The sequence below is a fragment of the Mycobacterium sp. NGS40 genome, assembly GCF_059812735.1.
The window spans coordinates 273,558-297,035 of sequence record NZ_JCALDG010000002.1 but is presented as its reverse complement, the minus strand read 5'-3'; the positions used below and the strand labels follow the sequence as shown (position 1 = coordinate 297,035).

22 protein-coding genes are annotated in these 23,478 nt (G+C 64.5%); 18 read left to right on the top strand and 4 right to left on the bottom strand.

What is annotated here, in order from left to right:
• Positions 1-38: 38 nt before the first annotated feature.
• From AC5Y5O_RS04875 to AC5Y5O_RS04865, 3 genes are all read left to right on the top strand, one after another.
• Entirely contained in the window at positions 39-584 is a 546-nt protein-coding gene (locus AC5Y5O_RS04875) for an MmpS family transport accessory protein (RefSeq protein WP_096289017.1), read from the top strand.
• Positions 581-3,514 (top strand): MMPL/RND family transporter, encoded by a 2,934-nt coding sequence (locus AC5Y5O_RS04870; RefSeq protein WP_096289015.1) that lies wholly within the window; start codon positions 581-583, stop codon positions 3,512-3,514. The genes AC5Y5O_RS04875 and AC5Y5O_RS04870 overlap by 4 nt, the downstream gene beginning before the upstream one ends.
• Before the next feature lie 146 nt (positions 3,515-3,660).
• Entirely contained in the window at positions 3,661-3,960 is a 300-nt protein-coding gene (locus AC5Y5O_RS04865) for a hypothetical protein (protein WP_096289013.1), read from the top strand.
• 47 nt (positions 3,961-4,007) lie between these two features.
• Here AC5Y5O_RS04865 and AC5Y5O_RS04860 read toward each other — a convergent pair whose 3' ends face one another.
• Positions 4,008-5,276 (bottom strand): sensor histidine kinase, encoded by a 1,269-nt coding sequence (locus AC5Y5O_RS04860; RefSeq protein WP_096289011.1) that lies wholly within the window; start codon positions 5,274-5,276, stop codon positions 4,008-4,010.
• A gap of 231 nt (positions 5,277-5,507) precedes the next feature.
• On the opposite strand from AC5Y5O_RS04860, the gene AC5Y5O_RS04855 reads away from it, so the two are divergent.
• The 4 genes from AC5Y5O_RS04855 to AC5Y5O_RS04840 all read left to right on the top strand — a co-directional run bounded on the left by AC5Y5O_RS04855 (position 5,508) and on the right by AC5Y5O_RS04840 (position 9,168).
• A complete protein-coding gene (locus AC5Y5O_RS04855) occupies positions 5,508-5,714 on the top strand; it encodes a hypothetical protein (protein ID WP_096289009.1) in 207 nt (68 codons plus the stop codon).
• Positions 5,715-5,857: 143 nt separating this feature from the next.
• Positions 5,858-6,367, top strand: a complete 510-nt coding sequence (locus tag AC5Y5O_RS04850) for a hypothetical protein (protein ID WP_500024131.1) — start codon at positions 5,858-5,860, stop codon at positions 6,365-6,367.
• Positions 6,368-6,545: 178 nt separating this feature from the next.
• A complete protein-coding gene (gene pstS, locus AC5Y5O_RS04845; RefSeq protein ID WP_500024003.1) occupies positions 6,546-7,661 on the top strand; it encodes a phosphate ABC transporter substrate-binding protein PstS in 1,116 nt (371 codons plus the stop codon).
• Positions 7,662-7,854: 193 nt separating this feature from the next.
• Entirely contained in the window at positions 7,855-9,168 is a 1,314-nt protein-coding gene (locus tag AC5Y5O_RS04840) for an NtaA/DmoA family FMN-dependent monooxygenase (RefSeq protein WP_500024001.1), read from the top strand.
• Positions 9,169-9,176: 8 nt separating this feature from the next.
• Here the strand turns inward: AC5Y5O_RS04840 and AC5Y5O_RS04835 are convergent, their stop codons facing one another.
• Positions 9,177-10,103, bottom strand: coding sequence for a class I SAM-dependent methyltransferase (locus tag AC5Y5O_RS04835; RefSeq protein ID WP_500023999.1), 927 nt, complete (start codon positions 10,101-10,103; stop codon positions 9,177-9,179).
• Between the two features lie 457 nt (positions 10,104-10,560).
• On the opposite strand from AC5Y5O_RS04835, the gene AC5Y5O_RS04830 reads away from it, so the two are divergent.
• A complete protein-coding gene (locus tag AC5Y5O_RS04830) occupies positions 10,561-11,211 on the top strand; it encodes an HAD-IA family hydrolase (RefSeq protein ID WP_500023997.1) in 651 nt (216 codons plus the stop codon).
• A gap of 12 nt (positions 11,212-11,223) precedes the next feature.
• On the opposite strand, the gene AC5Y5O_RS04825 is transcribed toward AC5Y5O_RS04830, so the two are convergent.
• On the bottom strand, positions 11,224-11,697 hold the full coding sequence (locus AC5Y5O_RS04825; RefSeq protein ID WP_165796429.1) for a DUF2781 domain-containing protein: 474 nt from the start codon (positions 11,695-11,697) through the stop codon (positions 11,224-11,226).
• Positions 11,698-12,434: 737 nt separating this feature from the next.
• Between AC5Y5O_RS04825 and AC5Y5O_RS04820 the strand changes: the two genes are divergently transcribed.
• From AC5Y5O_RS04820 to AC5Y5O_RS04805, 4 genes are all read left to right on the top strand, one after another.
• The gene (locus AC5Y5O_RS04820) at positions 12,435-13,367 is read left to right on the top strand and encodes a TPM domain-containing protein (protein ID WP_500023995.1); all 933 of its coding nucleotides are present in this window, start codon (positions 12,435-12,437) and stop codon (positions 13,365-13,367) included.
• 68 nt (positions 13,368-13,435) lie between these two features.
• Positions 13,436-15,148 (top strand): serine/threonine-protein kinase PknH/PknJ, encoded by a 1,713-nt coding sequence (locus AC5Y5O_RS04815; RefSeq protein ID WP_500023993.1) that lies wholly within the window; start codon positions 13,436-13,438, stop codon positions 15,146-15,148.
• Between the two features lie 17 nt (positions 15,149-15,165).
• Complete coding sequence (locus AC5Y5O_RS04810) at positions 15,166-15,657, top strand: Rv0361 family membrane protein (RefSeq protein WP_133160871.1); 492 nt, start codon at positions 15,166-15,168, stop codon at positions 15,655-15,657.
• Between the two features lie 25 nt (positions 15,658-15,682).
• Positions 15,683-16,942, top strand: a complete 1,260-nt coding sequence (locus tag AC5Y5O_RS04805; RefSeq protein WP_500023991.1) for a DUF7373 family lipoprotein — start codon at positions 15,683-15,685, stop codon at positions 16,940-16,942.
• A 16-nt stretch (positions 16,943-16,958) separates the two neighbouring features.
• On the opposite strand, the gene AC5Y5O_RS04800 is transcribed toward AC5Y5O_RS04805, so the two are convergent.
• Positions 16,959-18,173: a PPE family protein gene (locus AC5Y5O_RS04800; protein WP_500023989.1), complete on the bottom strand. Its 1,215-nt coding sequence runs from the start codon at positions 18,171-18,173 to the stop codon at positions 16,959-16,961.
• A gap of 335 nt (positions 18,174-18,508) precedes the next feature.
• Here AC5Y5O_RS04800 and AC5Y5O_RS04795 point away from each other — a divergent pair, with 335 nt between their 5' ends.
• From AC5Y5O_RS04795 to AC5Y5O_RS04770, 6 genes are read left to right on the top strand one after another with little or no spacing between them, the layout of a single operon-like run.
• On the top strand, positions 18,509-19,510 hold the full coding sequence (locus tag AC5Y5O_RS04795; protein ID WP_500023987.1) for an AAA family ATPase: 1,002 nt from the start codon (positions 18,509-18,511) through the stop codon (positions 19,508-19,510).
• Between the two features lie 17 nt (positions 19,511-19,527).
• On the top strand, positions 19,528-20,394 hold the full coding sequence (locus AC5Y5O_RS04790; RefSeq protein ID WP_096288985.1) for a DUF58 domain-containing protein: 867 nt from the start codon (positions 19,528-19,530) through the stop codon (positions 20,392-20,394).
• Entirely contained in the window at positions 20,384-20,857 is a 474-nt protein-coding gene (locus AC5Y5O_RS04785) for a hypothetical protein (protein WP_096288983.1), read from the top strand. The genes AC5Y5O_RS04790 and AC5Y5O_RS04785 overlap by 11 nt, the downstream gene beginning before the upstream one ends.
• Positions 20,848-21,825, top strand: a complete 978-nt coding sequence (locus AC5Y5O_RS04780; protein ID WP_500023984.1) for a hypothetical protein — start codon at positions 20,848-20,850, stop codon at positions 21,823-21,825. The genes AC5Y5O_RS04785 and AC5Y5O_RS04780 overlap by 10 nt, the downstream gene beginning before the upstream one ends.
• Positions 21,822-22,745 carry a vWA domain-containing protein gene (locus tag AC5Y5O_RS04775; protein WP_500023982.1) on the top strand — a complete coding sequence of 308 codons (924 nt, stop codon included), beginning with the start codon at positions 21,822-21,824 and terminating at the stop codon, positions 22,743-22,745. The genes AC5Y5O_RS04780 and AC5Y5O_RS04775 overlap by 4 nt, the downstream gene beginning before the upstream one ends.
• Entirely contained in the window at positions 22,742-23,470 is a 729-nt protein-coding gene (locus AC5Y5O_RS04770; RefSeq protein WP_500023980.1) for a hypothetical protein, read from the top strand. Before AC5Y5O_RS04775 ends, AC5Y5O_RS04770 begins: the two co-directional genes overlap by 4 nt.
• Positions 23,471-23,478 lie beyond the last annotated feature (8 nt).

Genomic DNA, 23,478 nt, shown 5'->3' with positions numbered 1-23,478 from the left:
AATCCGAGTAGCCTTCGTCCCTGGTTAGGAAAGCGCCCATGACGACCACCAAGCCATGGACAGAGTCGCGAGATCCCAAGGCTGCGCCACGCGGCGAGGAAGAACCCCGTCCACCGCGCGCCCAGAAAAAAGGCCTGTTCAGCCGGTTCTGGCTCGTCCTCACTATTGTGGCCGTCGTCGCTCTCTCGGGTTTCATGGTGTACCGACTGCACGGAATCTTCGGGGTCCACGCCGGTTCGTTCGGTGGTGGCACGTCGGGCGAGGTCCTCGACCAGTTCAACGCCAAGACCATCACCCTCCAGGTCTGGGGCTCACCGGGCAGCACGGCGACCGTCAACTACTTAGATGAAAACTCCCATCCGCAGCAGGCCCTCAACGTCACCTTGCCCTGGAGCACAGTCTTGAGTTCAACCAAGCCCGGTATCCCGGCAAACCTGGTAGCGCAAGGAGACGGGAGTTGGATTGCCTGCCAATTCGTTGTGGACAACCATGACGGGCGCGGTGCTGTGATCAAGGGCGCTAATCACTCGCCCCCCAACGAAACGGTGAATGCCTTCGTCTACTGCCTGGACAAGTCCGCATGAGCGAGACCACCGAGGCACCCGCGCCGCGCGTCGATCAGCCACTGATCCCGCCGTTCCTGCCGCGGATGATCCATCGGCTTGCGCTGCCGATCGTCCTGGTGTGGTTGGGCATCGTCTTTGTCACCAACACCATTTCCCCGCAGCTCGAGGTTGTCTCCAAGAGCCAATCGGTGTCGCAGAGCCCCAAGGACGCGGTGTCCTTCCAGTCGATGATGCGCGTCGGATCGACGTTCAAAGAGTTCAATACCGACAGCTCTGCCATGATCCTGCTGGAGGGCGACAAGCCGCTGGGGGCGGACGCCCACCGCTACTACGACGAGATCGTCAAGCGACTCGAGCAGGACAAGAAGCATGTCCAGCACATCCAGGATTTCTGGAGTGATCCGCTGACCGCTGCGGGCTCCCAGAGCCACGACCAGAAGGCCGCGTACGTCCAGGTTTACCTCGCCGGCAACATGGGCAGCGCCATGTCCGGCGAATCCACGGACGCCGTCCGCAAGATCATCGAATCGGTACCCGCGCCGCCGGGGATCAAGGCTTATGTCACCGGGGCGGGTCCGCTGTTTGCCGATCAGTCGCACGCGGGTGAGAAGGGCGTTGCGACAGTCACCATGATCACCTTCCTGGTGATTATCGTGATGCTGCTGTGGGTCTATCGGTCGGTGATCACCATGCTGGTCATGCTGGTCATGGTCTTCATCGAATTGGCCGCGGCCCGCGGTGTCGTCGCGACGCTGGGCAATTACGGCATCATGGGGCTTTCGACGTTCGCCAACAACATGCTCGTGCTAATGGCGATCGCCGCCGGAACGGACTACGCGATCTTTGTGGTCGGCCGGTACCACGAGGCCCGCGGTCAGGGCGAAGACCGCGTGAAAGCGTTCTACACGATGTTCCACAGCACGGCGCATGTCGTGCTGGGTTCGGGGCTAACCATCGCCGGGGCGATGTACTGCCTGAGCTTCTGCCGGTTGCCCTATTTTTCCTCCCTCGGCATACCCTGCGCCGTCGGCATGCTGGTCGCGGTCCTCGCGGCCTTGACTCTGGCACCGGCGATCCTGACCGTGGCGTCGTTCTTCAAGCTCTTGGACCCGAAGCGACAGCTGCAGACCCGGGGGTGGCGACGCATCGGCACCGCCATCGTCCGCTGGCCCGCGCCGGTTCTCGCGGTGACGATTGCCGCCGCATTGGTCGGCCTGCTCGCGCTGCCCGGTTACAAGACGGACTACGACACCCGCCACTTCCTGCCGGCGGACACCCCGGCCAATGTCGGTTACGCGGCTGCCGACCGGCACTTCAACCAGGCTCGGCTGAATCCCGAGCTGTTGATGATCGAGACCGATCACGACCTGCGTAACCCGGCCGACTTCATCGTCCTGGACAAGGTCGCCAAGGCGATCTTCCACATCCCCGGTATCGGCCGAGTGCAGACCATCACCCGGCCGTTGGGCACGCCGCTCGACCACAGCACCCTCGGTTTTCAGATGGGCGCACAATCCGCGGCGCGGCTACAGACGCAGCACTATCAGGAAGAGCAGGCGAGCAACCTGCTGAACCAGGCCGACGAGCTCAAGAAGACGATGGCAACGCTGCATGAGCAGATGCAGGTCACCCAGGATCTGAGCAACACCACGCACGAAACCACCAGGCTCACCAAGCAAACAGTGGAGATCACCGAGAAGTTGCGTGACGACATCGCGAACTTCGACGACTTCCTCCGGCCGATCCGTAGCTACTTCTACTGGGAGAAGCACTGTTACGACATCCCGGTCTGCTGGGCAATCCGGTCGGTCTTCAACGCGCTCGACGGCATCGACCAGGTGGCTGAGAACATCGTGAACCTCAGCGCGAATCTGGACAAGCTGGATCAGATCCAACCGAAGCTGGTGGCGCTGATCCCGCCGCAGATCGAGAGCCAGCAGCACAACCTCGACACGATCATGTCGAACTACGCGATCACCAAGGGTCTCAACGACCAGGCGAAAGCGCAGGCCGACAACGCCACCGCGCAGGGCGACGCCTTCGACAAATCCAAGAACGACGACACGTTCTACCTGCCGCCGGAGGCGTTCAAGAGCCCGGACTTTGCGCGGGGTCTCAAACAGTTCATCTCGCCGGACGGGCACGCTGTCCGGTTGATCATCTCGCATGAAGGCGACCCGGCGACCCCTGAGGGCGTCAGCCACATCGAACCGATCAAGCAGGCCGTGCACGAGGCGATCAAGGGCACACCCTGGGAGGGCGCCAACGTCTACCTCGGCGGTACCGCCGCGACGTACAAGGACATGCACGACGGCTCCAACATCGACTTGTTGATCGCCGGAATTGCCGCGGCCACACTGATTTTCGTCATCATGTTGATAATCACCCGAAGCGCCGTTGCGGCATGCGTGATCGTCGGCACGGTGTTGCTGTCGCTGGGCGCCTCGTTCGGACTCTCCGTGCTCCTGTGGCAGTACATCCTGGGGATCAAGTTGCACTGGATGGTGCTGGCGATGGCGGTCATCCTGCTGCTGGCGGTGGGCTCGGACTACAACCTGCTGCTGATATCGCGGTTCAAGGAGGAAATCCACGCCGGGCTCAAGACGGGGACGATCCGCGCGATGGCCGGTTCGGGCTCCGTGGTCACCGCCGCCGGACTGGTGTTCGCCGCCACCATGGCCACGTTCGCGTTCAGCCCGCTGCGGGTGATGGCCCAGGTGGGTACGACGATCGCGCTGGGCCTGTTGTTCGACACCTTGATCGTGCGGTCGTTCATGACACCGTCGCTGGCCACCTTGCTCGGGCGCTGGTTCTGGTGGCCGCAGCACGTGCGCCCGCGGCCGGCCAGCAGCATGCTGCGACCGTACGGAACACGTACCTCGGTGCGTGAGCTGATCCTCAAGGACGTGGACGAAAACCCACCGGGCGGACTGGTCACAAAGCGCTAAAAGGGTTGACGACAACCTAATTCGGGCTACGGCTCTAATACCTTGCGGCGTTCCCACCAGGGAGCCGATTGCCAAGCATCAGTTCCCTTTTCGACGGTCGCCGCGCGGAAGCGTTCGTCGAGTCTTGCGACAGCCACTCTCAGCCGATGAGCGCGCCGCCCACCGTTGCGCATCATGCTTTCGAGCTGTCCGCGGCCGTCCTCGTGCGCGAGTTCGTCGCAACATGGACAGCCTGCGTGGGGGTTGAATTCGCCTCTACGGGCTCGGTGTTCAGTGAGTTCGACGTATTTGCGCCACTGGGCCAGGTAGCGCAGCGCAGCGCCGTCGTGGCGGGGCCGGCGTCGACGGTGCGGGTTCATCCGCGAGAAATGGCTGTGGCCTCTTCCGGAAATTTATTCACGTCTGAGCGCCGTGACGTGGCGCGGTCGGTGATTGGACAGCCCTGATGCCGTCGAAACGACTTTACCTTGCGACCGGTGATGACGGGAGCAGGTCACGCGGCGGTGAGATGCCTTGCCGTCCGTAGGGGTATGGAGATGGCGAGTTCGGTTCCGGGAGAGGTCGAACGCACGTCGAACTGTCCACCGGAGGCAAGCACTCTCGCGCGCATCGAGGTCATTCCGATGTGGCCTTCGTCAGCTTTTCGCGCCATGGCCGCCTCCGAGATGCCCACGCCGTCGTCGGCCACACGCAGCGAGGCCAGCCCGTCCCAGTGTTGTAACTCGATCCGAACATTTTGCGCCCGTGCATGTTTGATGACATTGTTCGACGCCTCACGCGCAGCGTTGTACAGCACGTCATCGGCCTCGGTGCGCAAGCCATCGGGCCAACTCGACGCGTCGAAATCGACGGTGAGCCCTGCCCGGGAACCGAGGCTTTCGGCGAGAGCGGCCAGGGCTGATTTCAATCCCATCCGCACGAGAACGTCTGGGTGCAGTTCCCGGACCACGTCGCGCAGCAGGCCCGAACATTCGGCGAGCGCCGATGCCACCCGGTCCGCGGCATCGGCCGAACCTTCGCGCACATCCTCGATGTCTTGGCGCGCGACCAGGATGTACTGCAGGGCGCCATCGTGCAGACGCTCTGAGATTGCCTGCCGCTCATGCCGTTCCACTTCGAGTAACTCTTCCAGCAGCTGGCGCCGTTGCCGCGCCAGGTCCGCGATCATGTCCACTCTGGACCGCTGGATGAACGATAAGACAACCGATCCGCCGGCCAGCGCGGCCAAGACGAACGAGCTCAGCAGGATCGACGCCCACGGCTCCTGGTTGGCCGACCTGGTGATCCAGCACGTCAGAACGAATACCGACAAAGTCGGAATCGCCACCGCCGCACTGATCTTGGGATCCAGTTGGGCGGCCGCGATCAACGGAATCAGGAAGAAGCCATTCCTCATCACGTCCGATGTCCAGTCCTGCGGCGACGTCACGCCGGCGAGTATCGACAGGACAGAGACCATCGCGACGTCGGCGGTCAGCATGAGCAGTGGTACCACCGTCCGGGTGGACGTTGTCGTGGGCGCCCGACGTCGCAGCGCCCACGCGGTCCAGCATCCGAGGACGATCACGTACACCATCGGGATGGACACACAGACCCACTCGTAGTGGTCCGGAGGCTCCAGCAACAAGGTCGCAACGACCAACACGATCAGCACCGAGCGCAATCCGAACTGCAGCAGAGTGCCTAGCCACAACGTCCGCCCGACGTCCGGGACAACCTGTTGCGCGCGCAGGTCGACCACACGCTGCTGGTCTCCGGGCATGGGCGGCTCCTGTCGTCTCGCGATGGCGAGATCATAACCGCCGATTACCGGCAAAAATGGACTCTGCGGCAAACGGATTCGGTGCCGGCCAAGGCCCCGGCTCGGGGTGGGCCGGAAGGCTAAGGCCGCGGTGCAGCGGGGGCAGCCGCAGTTCCGCGCATGCAGTCCTGAAACTCAGGACTAGCCGGCGCGAAGTCGAAGCCGCAGTTGCACTCATGAGCTTGCTGCGGGTTGCCCAGCGAATCGCAATACGGGGTGCCGGCCGACGCCGGAGACGCTGTCCACATCACACCAGCGGCCAAGGCCGCCGATGCGGCGCCAAAGGCGGCCATCAATGCTCTCGTCTTCATGCTGGGATTCCTTTTCGTCGAAGACGACGGTATTGCCGCCCCGGGTTCCAGCGGTGACTACATCCGTAGCACCCCGCTAGCCGAATAGTAGGGGCCGCAAGGCCTGCCCGCGATTCGAGATACCTCCCGGCATCGGGGGCGGGCCGCCCGACACGAGAAAATGCCTCCTCCACAGCGCGCTATCGTCTGCTGGTGGCTATACCTCCGCCCATCCGCGCAGCGGTTGCGACAATGCTGGCGATGACGGCGTGCGCGACGGCGCCCGTCGGCAACGCCGACCCGACGGCCCAGCAGTCGCCGTTTCCGACCGGCAAGTCCGGCACGTCGATCCATGTCACGGAGTACAGCACCGCGACCGCCGACGTCACGCTCAACAACGCGACCTGGGTCTCGTCGGGATGCACCAGTCTCGGTGGGGGAGGCTGCAACGTCATCGAGCTCACCATCGTCGGTAAGTCCGATGCACCCTTCAGCTATAGCGAAAGGTCCATCACCGCCGCCTCCACCGCGTGGCGGCAAGACCCCTACCGGGACATCCAGGGCGGCTCGTCCATGGTCGATTACCAGACGATCGGCAAGACGCCGCCGCTGCGCTCGGGCACCGTCACCAACGGCCAAACCGCGCACGGATTCATCGCCTACGACAGCAATGTGAAACAGGGCGATTTTTACATCGAGTTCAACGATCCCAACGCTCCGGCTGCACCGACCCCATTGGCCGGCTGGAAAGTGCACACCTAGCGGGGTATCGGTGAAGCGTTGACGCACATACACATTGGGTCCGCCGGTCCGCGCCAGACCATACTCCAAGAGACCGATCGTCTCATTTTTGCCACCCGAGCCTGAACCAAAGCGATAATGTTCGCTGGCTCGGTGGGATCGTAGACAGTTGCACACCGGAAAAGCACGGGGAGGACGGATGAAGTTTCGTGTGCTTATTGCCGCGGCGGTGATGCTGCTCGCGGCGGCATGCGGTTCGAACTCGACAGGCGGTTCAGGCAGCGCCGGGTCCACCTCCCGCAATCTGGCCACCGCGCCCCCCACGTCGGACGTGACCTTGTCGGAGACCGGTTCCAACAATCTCTACCCGCTGATGAGCTCGTGGGCCGGTATTTTTCACTCGAGATACCCCAACGTCACGATCAATACCCAGAGCGCGCTATCCGGTGTCGGGATCGCCCAAGCGGCCGCGGGCGCAGTCAACATCGGCGCCTCTGACGCCTACTTGTCCGACGCTGACATCGCCGCGCACCAGGGCCTGATGAATATTGCGATGGCGGTTTCCTCGGTGCACGTGCACTACAACCTGCCCGGTGTCACCGGGCACCTCAAGCTCAACGGCAAAGTACTGGCAGCCATGTACCAGGGGACTATCAAATCCTGGAATGACCCGGCGATCGTCGCGATGAACCCTGAGGTAGAACTGCCGGCCATCCCGGTAGTCCCGCTACACCGTTCCGACGGCCAGAGCAGCGATACATTCCTTTTCACCCAGTACTTGGCTAAGCAAGACCCCGACGGCTGGGGTAACTCGCCCGGCTCCGGCACCACCGTCAACTTTCCCGCGGTGCCGAACGCCGTAGGCGCCGCGGGCCAACCCGGCATGTTGGGTGGCTGTGTCAAGTCTCTTGGCTGCGTGGCCTACATCGGCACCCGGTACTACGACGACGCTGTGGAGAAGGGCCTCGGCGACGCCCAATTGGGCAATGCCTCAGGCAATTTCGTGCTGGCCAGCGCTCAAAGCGTTGACACCGCGGCGTCGGGCTTCGTTGCGCAAACCCCGGCCAACCAGGCGATTTCACTGGTCAACGGACCGGTCCCGGACGGATACCCAATCGTCGGTTACGAATACGCAGTGGTCTACAGCAAGCAGAAGGATCCCGCCGTCGCGCAGACGATCCGGGCTTTCCTGCACTGGGCGGTCACTGCAGGGAGTTCCCCGAGGTACCTGCGCAGGCCGCACCTCTACGCTCAGCCGCTGCCGGGAGCCGTGGCGAAGCTGTCTGACGCCCAGATCGCCACCATCAGCAGCTAGCCGGCGCGACGCTGGTTGATGGTGATCGCATCCGCATCTGCGGTCACGAATTGATCTTCGAAATGTGCGGACCTTGATTTAGCAGGACTATTTCAACCTCGCGCCACGTTGCCTCTTCGGAGTGCCAGGGCTGTTGCCATGTCTGGATGAAGACACCCTTGCCGGCATTCGCGCGCACGAAGGAGTCGAACTCATGAGCACGAGGCCTTTGCACTTCAACGCTTTCATCTGGCCGAACGGCTATCACGAGGCCGCGTGGCGCGTGGTGGACGGCGATGTACGCGATGTCCTGGGCCTGTCCTATTACACGGATATCGCGCGGATCGCTGAACGCGGCTTGATGGACTCGATCTTCTTGGCCGACAACCTCGCCATCGCCGAATATCGCGCCACCTACCTGCCTCAGACGCAGTTCGATCCGATTTCGGTGCTCTCGGCTCAGGCGGCGGTCACCGATCGCATCGGACTGATCGGAACGGGCTCGACGACCTACAGCAAGCCGTGGGAGCTGGCCCGCCGATTCGCGACGCTGGATCACCTCAGTGGCGGCCGCGCCGGCTGGAACATCGTCACCACCGTCACGCCGCTGGCCGCAGCCGCGTTCGGCGAGCAGTTCCACCCGGAGCACGCCGACCGCTACGCGCAGGCCCACGAATTCGTCGACGCTGTCACCCACGTGTGGGACAGCTGGGAGGACGACGCGGTCATCGGTGACCGCCAACGCGGCGTATGGGCAGACCGCGCCAAGTTGCATGCGCCGCGTTTCCACGGCAAGTACTACGACGTCGAGGGCGTCCAGCCATTTCCGCGCAGCCCGCAGGGACACCCGGTGCTCGTCCAAGCGGGACAGTCCGCCGCGGGCGTCGGGCTTGCCGCGCGATACGCCGAGGTGGTCTTCTCCGGGCCGCCCTCACTGGAGGCGGCCGTGGCTTTCCGGGCCAACCTGCATCAGCAGGCCGCGGCCATCGGCCGAAAGCCCGATCAGATGCTGGTGCTACCCGCGTTGATGATCACCCTCGGCGCCACCGAGGCCGAAGCGAGGGCGCGCGCACAGCGCCTCGAAGACCTGGAGAATCCGGAATTCCGTTGGCAGAACACGCTTTACACGGCCGGGCTGGACCCGGACGGTTTCGACCCCGATGCTCCGCTGCCCGCCGATCTTTGGACCGAGAGGTCGGCTCCGTCAAGCGGCGCCGAGCACCTCTTTGCGGCCTCGCGTGCGCGGCCCGAGGCCTCCTTGCGGGAGATCACCAAGGAGATGACCGGCGGGCTGGCACGGCAGACGCATTTCGTCGGCACCCCTGAGCAGCTGGCCGATCACGTGATCGCATGGCAGGATGCCGGCGCGGTCGACGGGTTCACGATCATGGGATCGACACTGCCACACGAGCTCACGACATTCGTCGACCATGTCGTGCCCATCCTGCAGCACCGAGGGCGATTCCGCACCGAGTACGCCGGTTCCACCTTGCGCGATCATCTCGGGCTCGAACGGCCGGCCAAATAGCCGCTTCCTTACACTTCCTCGCGATCAACGACGAAGCGGACCTGGCAGCATTTGTGAATGTTGCCAGGGCGGAACCCCACGATTTCCGTTTCCACGGTACGGAAGCCAAGGCTACTGAAAATCGAATGCCATTCGCTGACACGCTTGAACTGAAAGCCGAAATTCATATCGACGAGGCCCTGCGCAACAGCATTTCCGAAGAAATCAATGAGCATCAGCGTGCGGAATTGATCCCGGTCATTCAATTTGTTGAATTCAGCTAATTCAGCCTGTTTTCTTACCGCTCCCAGCCGCGCTGGGCGGACGGCGTAGGTATCCTCTTCGATAATCAACCGCCGCGCAACACGCCGCAGATTTACCAGCAGCGGAATCAGATCGGGCTCATCAACGTGATGGAGCACCGTCTTGACAATCGCACTGTCGAAGGAGTCGTCCGGGTAGGGCACATCAATGGGCGACGACATCTGCCGAAAAGGTAAGGCAGCAGCGTCCTCGCCCCGGTAGTCCATGACGTCTGTGGTGGAGCAGTCAAAGCCGGCACGAGCGATCAGTGCCGCCAAATGACCTCGGCCACAGCCGAAGTCGAGCACTGTGCGGCCTTTGATGGCGTCCGCGAGGTTGTTGAAATCCTGTATCGGCTTGCGCAGTGACTTATACCTCGAGTAGCCCTCGCTGAACCACGACCCGGATCCTTCGGACGTGAAGAACTGCTCATGCACCTCTGTGCATACCTGATATAAATCATGCCCGTCGCTGGCTGCGAGCAGATACTTCCACGCGTTCTGCAGCAGGGTGCTCACCTCGCTGGTGTGGTCAGGGAAGTGAGATTTGTAACTTTTTTCGAACAGGGACGTCGTGAAGTCGAGTGCCGCCGTTCCTTGTTGCAAAGTCTCGTGAATCAACTCGTATTGAGCTTGTTTGGTGGCTGTTGGCACCAAGAAATCCTTTCGTCGCCCACGCTGCAAATGCCTGACGCTGCGTCGTTGGGTAGCGGCAGGCACAGGGCCAAGTGGTTGATTAACGTATGATATCAGGACACTGCAAATTGAACGTATTAGGATAAAGGTAGTTAAATTTCCTTTGATTCGCCTTTACAAAAGCTGGCGACTCGCGTACGGGCAACGACCAATCTCACAAGACGGGGCCTCCCGGTCGCCGCAACGCGGTCTCGAAGAAGCCGTTTGACGTGCGGGTTTCTGCGCGGGACGGCCGAGTGATGCCGGTCTGAACATCGTCGACGCCATCGGCGACGGCAAACCCCAGACCGACCGTATCCGCCCCTTGAACCTCTGGTCGCCGGATCCGAAGCCGAGTGCATGACCGGCTACCGCGCCTGTTTCCTAGGACACACCGTCGGGTGTGCGGACGCTACCCGCATTAGGGTTGCAGTCGATGGCGGTTCTGCACGGCAAACGAGTCTTGTTCGACATCGATGGCACCTTGGTTGACTCAACCGCCACGGTCGAACGCTCCTGGGGCACCTGGGCCCACGAATACGGCGTCGACTACGACGAGGTACTGAAGGTCTGTCACGGCAGGCGAACCGAAGACACTGTCGCGCAGTTCGTCGCGCCACAGCAGCGGGCCGCAGCGACAGCCCGGCTACTCGCGCTGCAGGAATCCGCTGATCTGGATGGCGTCTTGGCGCTACCGGGAGCGCATCGGTTGCTCGATGCCCTACCCCTTAGTCATTGGGCGGCGGTGACGTCGGGGCCCCGTTCGTTGATGGCCGCTCGATTGGCGGCGGCACGGCTCCCGGCTCCGATGTTGTTGATCGGCGCGGAGGATGTGGCGTTCGGTAAGCCAGACCCCGAGAGCTACCTCAAGGCGGCCGCCGCGCTGGGCTTCGAGGCACGTGAGTGTCTGGTGGTGGAGGATGCGCCCGCGGGCGTCGGTGCCGGCCGAGCCGCGGGGGCGCAAGTGCTAGCCGTCACGACGACTCACCCCGCGGCCGAACTGGTCGACGCCGACGTCGTCGTGACCGATCTATCCTGCGTCAGCGTCGACGTCACTGACAGTGGTGTCGCCTTGCTGATCGCCTGAGACGCCTTCTGCTCAAGCTGTCCGCGGCCAGAAGCGGTACGCCACCAGCATCGGCACGATCAGCCAGGGCAGGTTGAGTGGCAGGTAGGTCGTCAGGTGTGGCGGACTGTCGGGTCCGAGAAATGTCTGCATGAAGTAGAAGTACATGTTCATCACGGCGCTGACGGCGTAGGCCAGGGCCAGCGTGCCCAGCCACGGCCAGGATTTGAGCTTCCAGACACCGATGGTCAGCACAACAAGCAGCGGAAGCTGAACGAAACCGTCGTACAACAGTGAGGCCTTCAAGGCGGGCGGCATGACGAGGTGCTGCGGTTCCTGCTCGACCGCCCAGGTGTGCAAGGCACGCAGAGGTGGCCACGGGCTGTCAGTGGCGACAGGAACTCCGAGGGCTTCCGGCAAACTCAACAAGGCGGCGTTGATGATGCCGAGCACGAAGGCCGGGAGCAGGAGGTAGTCCAGCCGACGCCGGACAAGGTCGCGCTGCATCTGCTCATCTTGCATGACGGGCGCGATGTTTCGAGTCTGAATCGGGGCGACATCTGCGTCGAGTTGAACACCCACGCGAGTCAAGCAGTCGTTCAAGAGGTTTGGGGTGCGCCCGGCGGTATAGGTGCACTGCACAGGCTTTTAGCCGAAATCGAGTAGCCCACTACTCGTGACCAATGACGATCGGAAATCCAATACTTGGTTTCGTCGGTGCCATTGCCAACAATGCCCGCACCGGCGACACTCCGATCAGGACAACACATCATGCGTCGAATCATTGTCGGAGCATTGTTTTTGAGCGCCATGGCATCGGCCAGTTCGGGGCTTGGCCCCGGCAGCGCCCAGGCCGACCCGTCAACGCACATCTGCAACCGCTTGGGAATGTGCAGCCGAGTTTGGTGTCCCGGCAGTCCTCTGCCGCACCAGGACGTGGTTTGGGACATGGGTATGTGCCACCACTACTACCGCGGCCGCCTCGGCCAGCCGGGAACCGCGGGCGGCATTCCCGTCGGTGCCCACATCCTGGAGGGAGATCCTGCCCGGGTGAATACCTGCCTCGGAACGCTCATCCGTGTGCCGGGCGGAAAGGTCGGCTGCCGGAAGTAATGAGCTGTAAATGCTTGGTGGCCATTGTGATTGGGATCATCGCTCGCCGGTAATGGCGCCACGGCCCGGCGGATTCCCCTGCGTAGGGGCATGATCTGGGCTATCGGCCGGCGGCGGGCTAGATTACCCATATGCGAATCGTTCGCCTGGTCGGAGTGGTCCTGACGACGCTGCTGGTGGCCCTCCTGCTGACAACGCCTGCCGGTGCGCAACCGCCGACCAAGCTCACCGATCACATCACTGACAACACCCAGGTGTTGACGGATTCCGATCGGGCGACGATCGGCTCGGCGATCGACCGGCTCTATCAGGATCAGCACGTTCAACTGTGGGTGGTCTACGTCGACAACTTCTCGAGGTATAAACCCGAGAACTGGGCCGACAAAACCCGCACCGCCAGCGGGATGGACGATCACGACGCGCTGCTGGCGGTGGCCACCAATACCAAAGCGTATGCGTTCTCGGTGCCGGGGACGGTGCGGGGCCTGACTGCTGCCGACTTGAATAGCCTGCGCAGCAACAAGATTGAACCGGCAGTGAGCGCTAAAGACTGGAGCGGTGCTGCCGTCGCTGCCGCCGCCGGGTTGGACCAGTCGGCACCGGCGACCAAACCGCCGGCGCCGAATCAAGCACACGGCCCGTCGAACCGGATCTGGCTGTGGATCGCGATCGGCGTCATCGCCGTCGTGGTCATCGTCGTGGTGGTTCTGCTGCTCTATCGCGCGCGGCGTCGGCGCGCCGCACGGCCGGTCGACCATCGCGACGGGCAACGCGTCGAGTCGTTGGTGCAGGCATTGCCCATCGCGGACGCGCGATTGCGCCAAATCGCCGACTACGTCGCCAAGCATCGCGACAACGTCGGTGCCGAGGCCCAGGGCCGACTGGAAGAGGCGAAGCGGCATTTGGCGGCTGCACGCGGCAAGGGAGTCAGCAACGAGGCCGAGGCCCTCGCACATGCCAACGGGGCATCGACGCTGGCCGCGCAGGCGCAAACGTTGGCAAATGCCGACGTGCTCGCGGCTCACCGTGCCCCACGACGCCGGGGCACCACATCCGCGCGATGAGCATAGGGATCGCTGAGTGTCGGCCGGTTCTGACCCGGATGAGGGCCGCCGGACCGTAGGGTTGACGGGTGCTGGCAAACGGGTCCCTGGTCTGCGGTTACCGCATCCAGGCGGTCCTGGGCAGCGGGGGCATGGGAACTGTGTACTTGGCCGCCGACCCGGCATTGCCTCGCAAAGTAGCGCTCAAGGTGTTATCCGCCGAGCTGTCGCGCGATCGGGATTTCCGGGCACGTTTCATCCGCGAGGCCGACACCGCGGCCGCCCTGGCACACCCCCAGATCGTGTCGGTCTACACCCGCGGACAAACAGACGACGGCCAGCTGTGGATCGCGATGCAGTTCGTGGACGGCACGGACGCCGAGGCCGCGCTGTGCGACGGAACCATGACCCCGCACCGCGCGGTACACATCATCACGCAGGTCGCCCGGGCGCTCGATTTCGCGCACGCCAACCACGTCATTCACCGCGACGTCAAACCCGGCAACTTCATGCTGTCCGGCCCCGTCGGCCCCGACGAGCGAGTTCTGCTGGGCGACTTCGGGATTGCACGCGCCCTGGACGACGTGGGGCTGACGGCCACCGGGGCGGTGGTGGCCACCGTCGGCTACGCCGCACCAGAAGTGCTGTCCAATGGGCGCATCGACGGACGGGTCGACATCTATTCACTGGGCTGCACGCTGTATCGGTTGCTTACCGGCAACACGCCTTTCGCGGCAACCAACGGGGCCGCGTCGGTGATGATGGCCCACTTGTTCCAACCGCCGCCGCGAGCCACCGACGTGGTGCCTTCGCTTCCTTCCGCCCTCGACCACGTGATCGCGGTTGCGATGGCGAAAGATCCGGCCGCCCGGTTCCCGACGGCGAGCGCCCTTGCCGACGCCGCCGTTTCGGCGCTGCACGATCGCAACCGTTACGCGCCACTGCCACCGATACCCAGCGGTGCCGTCAACTCCTACCCGCACACCTCGCAGCCGCCGACGGTGTCCGCGTGGCCGGGATCGCCGCCACCCGGACCGTTCCCGCCACCCGGCCCGGCTCCTAAGCGTCGGCGCGGTCTGATCGCCGCCGCGCTGGCCGGTGTGGTGCTGCTGTTGGCCGCCACGGTCACCGTGCTGGTCTGGCCCGACGCCTCGGGACCAAGCGCTGACTCCCGCCAGGGTGCCGGGTCACCCGGTGTGCCGGTGTCGCCTCCCGGGCCGCCGGCCACCAACGTCGCGCCCGCCCAATTGCGCGCCATTTTGCTGTCCGCCGCACAGCTTCCGGTCACGGCCAATGGCGATCCGCTGGTTCTGGAGCAAGACAGCGCCAGCCTGCTCGACGATTCCGCGGAAGTCGATAACCAGCAATGCCTGGGCGCGTGGGCGCCTGCGCAGCAGAGCGTCTACGGGCAAAAGGGTTACACGGGCGTGGCCGTGCAAACGTTGCGCGGCATGAACGAACAGGCCTGGCAAGACAGCGTCACCCAATCGGTTCTCGCCTTCCCCGGCGACAAGGCCGTCTCGGCCCTTACTGCTCAGGACGGGCAGTGGTCCCTGTGTGGCGGAAAATCCATCACCGTTACCGAACCGGGCGCGCCCGCCAAAATCTGGGACTTCGGCCAGCCGCAGACTACCGCCGGTGTGCTGACCCTGGCGGCGACCCTTCGCGGTGGCGGATCGTGCGACCACGGAATGATGGTGCGCGGCAACGTCTTAGTCGACATTCGCCAATGCCGTGCCGCGGGAGGTGCCGACATCGCCACTTTGGTCAGCGCCACCGCCAACAAAGTGCCTCGACAATGAGGCAACAAGGGGGACAGATGAATAGTTCCGCGCCGGTCATCGCCCGCCTGTGGGCCGTCGGTGTTACCGTCGCCCTGGCGACATCGTGTACAACGGTGACCGGGGGCTCGGCGCTGCCGCAGAAGACGGGTATCTCGGCCTCGCCGTCCGTCGTCGCCCCGTCCGGTCGCCCGGCGCCGCCGGCCCCCTCGGCCAGCCCTTCGGCCGAGGATCAGATCCGCGAGACCCTGATGGCGTTTCAGGACGCGTACAACACCCAAAACTGGGACGCCTACCTGCAATTGATGTGCACCGCGATGAGAAACCAATTCAGCGGCACCGCAATGAATTACGTCAAGAAGGGCCGTGCCCAGAACGGCGTGACCACGATCAAGAACATCACCAACATCGCGATTACGGGCAACACCGCCGATGCCACGTTCGAGGGTCAGAACGAAACTTTGGGCACTCGCACCGTCAGCTTGCCGTTGAAACTCGAAGACGGATGGAAGATCTGCAAGACGTCGTGACCAGTCACTCAAGGCCCGGGTCGATATGAAAAGTAAACTGCTGCAACCAAACCCGAGTGTTGTCAGTGTGCTACTCGCGCTGGTGCTGGCGGGCTGCAGCCACACCATCGGCGGAGAAGCCGCCCGCGCGCCCGGGTCGAGGTCATCGTCCACGGCGCCGGTGAACGCTTCGATGCTCGACCCTGGGAGCTATCCCGTCACGCCGCAGCCGCCGCTGGGCAATGCCGGCTCCGACCACGCGGGGCGACTGGTCGAGGGCCGTCGTATGGCGGCCTACGTCGTCGGTCCCTGGGAAGTCGAGCCGAGTCTGATTGGCCTGAACTCTTCCGGTCCGGCTGTGATCGCCGAAACCAAGGGGCTGACGCGCGCGGTGTGGGCGCCGATCGGCGGCGGCGCGTACAACTTATCGCTGGTGGTCGGATTCGTTACCGAGCGGCAAAGCCCGGGCCCCAATCCACAGATGGCGCTGCGCAATTCCGTGCTGCGATTCGCCAGCCCCGCGGAGGCCGCGCAGGCGGCGCAGAACATGACCACAGCGGCCCGACATATGCCTCGAGATCCCACCGCCACCCCGATCGTGACCGAGCCAGAAAGCTCGCTGCCCATTCCAGGGCATCCCGACGCCAACGGCACGGTGCTGACTTTCCAGGAGGGCACCCAAACGGTTCGTGAACTGACGGCGCTTACCGCGCGTGGTCCCTATGTACTCGTTCAGGTGGTGCGGTGTGCGGCCGGCACGGACTGCGAAGCCCAGCTCGCTGGGCGCACACTGGATCGCCAGGTTCCGCTCATCGACACCTTTGTGCCAACCGAAGCCGTCGAGTTTCCCACGCTTGCATTGGATCCCACCGGCCTTGTCGCGCGCACCTTGCCGGCGCCGGACGACCAGACCACCTCGATGTCCGGGGCCGCCTACCCGCCGGCGGGCGCGCTGCACCTCGAGGACGACCCGGTGCAGACCGGGCCGCTGCTTTCCGCGGCGGGTGTCGACTTCGTTTCGGTGAACCTGACCACCGTTTACCAAACGAAAGACCCCTCGGCCGCACAGACGCTCGCGCAAGCCTATAGTGATCTCGCTGCTAAAACCCCTGCTGCGCAAGCGGCTTCTTCAGTTCCCGGTCTTCCGGACAGCCACTGCACGCGCGTCGCCGGATCCAACGGCCTAGTGCCCCGCTACTGGTGTCTGGCCGCGGCGGGCCGCTACACGATCAAAACTGTTGCCCGCCAACTCGACAACGTGCAGCAGGAGATGGCTGCCCAGTATCGAATCCTGACGGCGAGTTGATGCAACGGGTAATTTCTTATCCGGCCGCCGCCACAGGAATCGCACCGGCCCCGGGGAAGGTGCTCGCCACCCAATCCGCGAGTCCTTCAGCGTTGTACTGAGGTTGGATTGCCGCGGTTCCGGCCAGTCCCGGCGAGCCGACCAACGGCGAGACCGGCCCAGTCGACACTGCGGCGCCGTTTGCGCCCACACCGACACCGACGCCGACGTTGACTCCGGTGGATCCGCCGACGCTGGCGCCGACTCCGGTGGAGCCGCCGGTGGAGCCGCCGACTCCGACTCCGGTGTTGACTCCGGTGGAGCCGCCCACGCCGACGCCGACGTCGACTCCGGTGGATCCGCCGACGCTGGCGCCGACTCCGGTGTTGACTCCGGTGGAGCCGCCGACTCCGACTCCGGTGTTGACGCCGCTACCGACGCCGCCCGCGCCGACTCCGATGTCGACTCCGGTGGACCCGCCGACGCTGGCGTCGACTCCGCTGGACCCGCCCACGGTGGCGCCGACTCCGATGTTGACTCCGCTGGAGCCGCCGACGCTGGCGTCGACTCCGCTACTGACGACGTTGGAGGCGCCGACGTCAACGCCGGACAGGGGTGCGGTCGTGCCGTCCAGAGAGCTGAGTTGTGTCAGCAGGCTTTGGGTTCGGGCGACGGTGTTAGTGGTCGCGGTCTGTGCGACCGCACGGGCCTGGGTGATCGGCCCGCTCGGGTTGGTGGTCTGTGGCGGCTCGTCAAATGAGACCAGGGTGCTCGCCGTGGCGGAGTCGAAAGCGTAGCCATACATGGCGATCGCATCTTGAATCCACATCTCCATGTATTGCGCTTCGGTGGCTGCAATCGCCGCGGTGTTCTGCCCGAAGAAGTTAGTCGCCACCAACAGCATCAGCAGTGCACGGTTGGCGGCGATCGCCGGCGGCGGCACCGTCATCGCGAATGCGACTTCGTATGCGGCCGCCGCGGCATACGCCCGGGTAGCCGTGAGCCCGGCCTCGGCAGCACTGGCGTGCAGCCACGCCACGTATCGTGCGGCCGCGGCCGACATCGCCATCGATGAAGGGCCCAACCATTGCCCGGTCAGCCCCGCAACCTGCGAGGAGTAGCCCGCGGCGGCGGACTCGAGTTCAGCGGCCACTGCTTCCCAGCCCGCCGCCGCGGTGAGCAGAGGCTCGGCGCCGGGGCCGGTGTACATGCGCCCCGAATTGACCTCTGGCGGCAGCAACCCAAAATCCATAACCCCGAACCCTTCTGCGAATTACGGAAGCGTCAATATTTGGGCGTAACGGTACCTGACCGGTTCGTCTGAACGTTTGATTAATAGGGACTTACGCCGGCCGCCGAAAAGCGTGGAATGTGTTCTAGGGCAATAAGTTTCGCAGCACCGGCGACACGCTTACGGCACAGTCGGCGCATTCTTTGAATCGCACATGAAATCTGCGCGTATGTTTCGAGGCCCCGGTGCAGCCCGTTCGGGCCCCGACAGAAGAGCAACCGCCTCGGCCCGTCGGGCGTGCGGCTCATGGGCGGCCGACGTGTGGAAATTCAGTGGCCGGGTACCCCGTCGTGCGTATGAGCACAGCACGGACGCAACCGGATCAGGGCGAACTCGACAGCGTGCGGGGGGTCATAGGCGCCATCTCCGAGGCATTCGCAGCCAAGATCGTCGGGCAGCAAGAACTCAGGGAGTCGCTGCTGATCGGCCTGCTTGCGGGCGGCCACATCCTGCTCGAAAGCGTGCCGGGCCTGGCTAAGACCACCGCGGCGAAGGTACTCGCCGAGTCGGTTCACGGCCGCTTCCACCGCATCCAGTGCACGCCCGACCTGCTGCCCAGCGACATCATCGGCACGCAGATCTATGACTCGGCGACCAACTCGTTCGTCACCCGTCTGGGTCCGGTGCACGCCAACATCCTGCTGCTCGATGAGATCAACCGGTCAAGTGCGAAGACCCAGAGCGCGATGCTCGAGGCGATGGAGGAGCGGCAGACCACGATCGCCGGACAGGAACATCCGATTGCGGATCCGTTCCTCGTCATCGCCACCCAGAACCCCGTCGACCAGGAAGGCACGTATCCGCTCTCGGAGGCACAGACCGACCGCTTCCTGCTCAAGGAGATCGTGCGCTACCCCTCCCCGGAGGAGGAGGTGGAGGTGATGTCGCGAATCGACGCCGGCGTGTACGACAAGGACCATCCCACCCCGCCGGTGGCCAGCCTCGAAGACGTGCTGCGCCTGCAGGACGTGGTGCGTCACGTCCACATGGATCGTGCGCTGATGCTCTATGCCAGCCGACTGGTCGACGCGACCCGCTACCCGGCGCGGGCGTTGCCCAAGCAGATCGCGAGGCTGGTCGACTACGGTGCCAGCCCACGCGCCACGATCGCGTTCTGTAAGGCGGCCCGGGCGCAGGCGGTGTTATCCGGGCGTGCGCACGTGCTGCCCGAGGACATCGCGAAGCTCGCCCACCGGGTGTTGCGGCACCGGCTCATCCTCGGCTTTGAAGCGGCCAGTGCCGATATCACCCCCGAGGTCGTCGTGGACGCCGCACTGCGGGCCGTCAGGGTCCCCTGAGGTGCCAGACGGTCGTCGTGGGTAAGCATCTCAACCGGGCGAAAGCCCACTTCGGCACCGACACCCGCGGCTTGCTCGAGGGTGGCCGCTACACGCTGTTACACACGCGCAGTATGGAATTCGACGATCTACGCCCTTATGTTCCCGGTGACGACGTCCGCGATATCGATTGGAAGGCTTCTGCGCGCTCGGGCAGCGTGCTCATCAAACGGTTCGTCTCCGAAAAGCACCACAAGATCCTGCTCGTCGCCGACGCCGGTCGCAACATGTCGGCTCTCGCCCCGAGTGGGGAGTGCAAGCGCGACGTAGCCGCGCACCTCATGGGTGCGGTGGGGCTGATCGGCCTGCGGCGCTCCGATCAGATCGGCATGGTCTACGGCGACCGCCGCGGCTGCGTCAACATTGCGCAGCAGCGCGGCGAGCCGCACGTCGAGGGACTACTGCATCGCTGGTACCAGCACACCACGAACGAACCTGGAGCCAGTGATATCTGCGGCCAACTCGATTACGCCGCAACGCATTACCGGCACAGCGTGCTGATCATCGTGGTGTCCGACGAACCCGAAATCGATGACCGGCTCCGCACGGTGCTCACCCGACTGCGCGCACGCCACGACATGATGTGGGCAATGGTGTCGGACATGCCCGCGGTGGGGCCCGACGACACGGACGGGTATGACGTCGCCACCGGTCGCTTCGTTCTGAACGGAGCCGACCTTGGCCCGCGGGTCGTCGCTGCTTACCGCCGGGCCGAGCGCGCTCGCCGCGCCCGTCTGGGTGCGTTTCTGACCGGACATGCGATTCCGCACGCAACTGTCGGCGCCAGCAGTGACATCCGGCGTGAACTCGCCGGCCTGACCGAGGTAGCCGCCCGTGCCGGATGACTTGCTGCGCCATGCGTTTGGGCCGCAGCCGTACTCGGCGTGGTGGCTGGTGTGGTCCGTCCTGTTGGTTCTTGGCGTAACCGCTTGGTATGCGTGCCTTTTCGTATGGACGCTGCCGTCGCATCGGTTGCGACGCATCCCCATCGTGCGGCGGGTGCACTCCCGGATCATCCGCAACCGGTTCGCGCGCGGTGTACAGCGTGTCGCCGCCGAGTACGACGCGGGCCGAACGTCGGCGGCGCAGGCGTGTGCGGCCATCGGCCGGACGGTACGCAGTTTCTTGCATCAGGCGACTGGTGAGCGCGCTCAGTACCTGCATATCGACGCGGTGGCCGACGGGGGTCTGGCCGCGGCCGCGCCCCTGCTGGCCCGCCTCGGAGACGGGCAGTTCAACGCCGAGACGCGAGTCGACGTCGGCGAGGTGAGTGCCTCGGCGCAGGAGTTGATCCGCTCGTGGACCTGAAATGGTGGCCGGTAGCGGCCATTGCATCGTCCTGCCTCCTCGCCGCCGTGGCGCTGGCGGCGTTGCTGCCCATGACCGCTGCCCGCAGACAGCTGCGACCGTTGGCCAACGTCGCCCGGCTGACCCGGTTGCCCGAGTACGCAAGAGTGGCTCGGCTTCGTTCACTGTCGACGATCGTGAAACTGGTGGTGCTGACAGTTATGTTCAGCGCTGCGACGTGGGCCGCGGCCCGGCCAAGCCGGGCCGGCAATGATTTTGACGCCATGCATCCCGAGGACATCATGCTGTGCGTCGCGCAGCCGGTAACCGATCCCGCGACGACTGAACTGCTCGACTACTTCGCGCGGCAGACCACCGCTTCGCCACAGACCCAACGCATCGGCCTGACATCGGTGAACCGGCGTCTGGTCCCGTTGACGCGCGATCACCAATACGCGGCCGGTCAATTCAGCGGATACGTTGGCGCCCATGAGGGGCAGTTGACGTCGTTTTCCCCTCCGGTGCCCTACACGGACTATGCCCCCAGCGTGAATGATGTTATCGCGCTGTGCCTCACCGGCTTCACCGCTAACGAACAGCAGGACTCGCATCGGCGCTCGGTGATTTATCTTGGGCCCTCGGAGCTTCGCGCGTCGGGGGAGTCGCGTGCCTCGCTGTTCACCGATAACTCTGTGCGAGAGCTGGCCAAACGTACGGGGGCTCAGGTCAATGTGGTCGACACGGCCCCATCGCCTGCCAGCGGTGCTCTGGTCGCGCTCGCGCAGCAGACCGACGGCCGGCACGTCAGGGCTGGGGCAAAGCCAGTCACCGCGGCACTCAACGAGATTCGCACGCACACTCCGGCGGCGCGTCTCGCGGACGGCACCATCGTGACAGCGGATTTCCGTGATGCACCGGTGATACCGCTGGCGATCGCGTTGTTGTCGGCGGCCGTGCTCTCGGTGGCCCTACTGGTATTGCGCCGATGACGTATCAGCCCGTGCTGCCCTGGCCGATCCTCGCAGTCGTAGCTGGCGCGCTCGCCCTGGCGCGGCTGGTGGCGCTTTGGCGGGTGCTGCAGTCGGCCGGGAGCCGGCGTCTGCGTGCGGTGCTGCGGTGGAGCGGCGTGACCGTGGCGGTGCTGCTGCTGATTGCGGCAACCACCCGTCCAACGATCCGCGACGACCAAAATCGCGCTGGGACAACGGCCGCGGCCGGAGCGAATCTCAACGTATTCCTCGTCGTCGATCGGTCGGCCGCCTCGGGTGTCGAGGATCACGGCGTCGACACTCCGCGCATCGCCGGGATACGCGATGACATCACGGAATTGATCAAGCAGTACCCGGCGGCTCGGTACGCACTCGTCAGCTTCGTTTCGAAGGCCTCGCTGAATTGGCCGCTTTCTGAAGATGTCTGGAGCTTGCGTGCGGCCATCGCGGCTCTCGGCGCCGCCCAGGACGGTGCCGATGTCGACGCCGCCGCACCGGGCAACGTCCTGCGGTACCAGCTGACGCAGGCGCTGCAACAGTATCCGGGTTCGCGCAACGTAGTGCTGTACTTCGGCTCCGGTGCGCCGGGATCGCCCGCGAGGCAGGGCGACCTCAACCTCACGCCACGGTCGGTAAATAGCGGGGCGGTGCTGGGTTACGGCCGCACCGACTCGATCGACGAAGCCGAATTGCGGCAAATCGCAGAACAACTCGAGGTGCGGTACGTACATCGGGACCCTGGTCAGCCCTTCCGGCTCGATCTCCCCGATGCAGCGCGCGGTCTTGACGTCGGGGTCGAACGGGTAGAGCTGTACTGGCTGCCTGCGTTGCTTGCGGCGGGACTGCTGCTGGCCGAGATCTATCTTTCGGTGCGCGAGTTCCGGCGCGGCCGTATTGCCCGACGAGACTTGGCATCATGATGCATAGACCGGCAAGGCTGCGGCTACGACGACGGCTGCTGATCTACTCGGCCCCGGTGACGGTCACGGCGCTATTGGTAATTGTCAAGCTGATTTCGGTTGTGGTAGCCGGTAATTCGGCCGGGACTTCTTTCGAGCACGGTGACGCAAGAGCGGTCCAAAGTGATGCAGAGGTCCTCGGCATCGCCAATGTGGTGGAACCGGCGAAGGCTTCGTTCGCCGCCGGCGCGGCCGCCGTTCTCGACGGCCGGCTCGACGATGCTGACTTTCACTTCTCGGCTGCCCTCGACCGCACCGATGCCGCCCGTTCTTGCCCCGTGCGAGTCGACCTCGAGCTGGTTCGCGAAACTCAGGGTGATCAGGCCACGGCGGCGGGGGACCGAGCCCATGCTGACGAACGCTACCGAAGCGCACTGGCCGTCGTCGACGCCGCGCCGCACGACTGTTTCTCGGGCAACAACGACTCGGACCCGCAACGGCGGGCCATTCGGCAGGACACCGCGAACCGGCTGACGAACAAACTCAACGCCGCACCGTCCGCGGTGCGACCGCTCCCGCCCCCGCCACCCCCGGCGGCGCCTCCCGCACCACCGCCCCCAGTGCTCGCCGCCGTCACACCCGATGGCCGCGAGATACCGCCGCGTCGGCTCGACCCCACCGAAGGCGATCCGCTCGACAAGTTGCAGCAGGTACTGCAGGACGCGGCGGCCACGGCAGGACCGTAAGCGTCTGT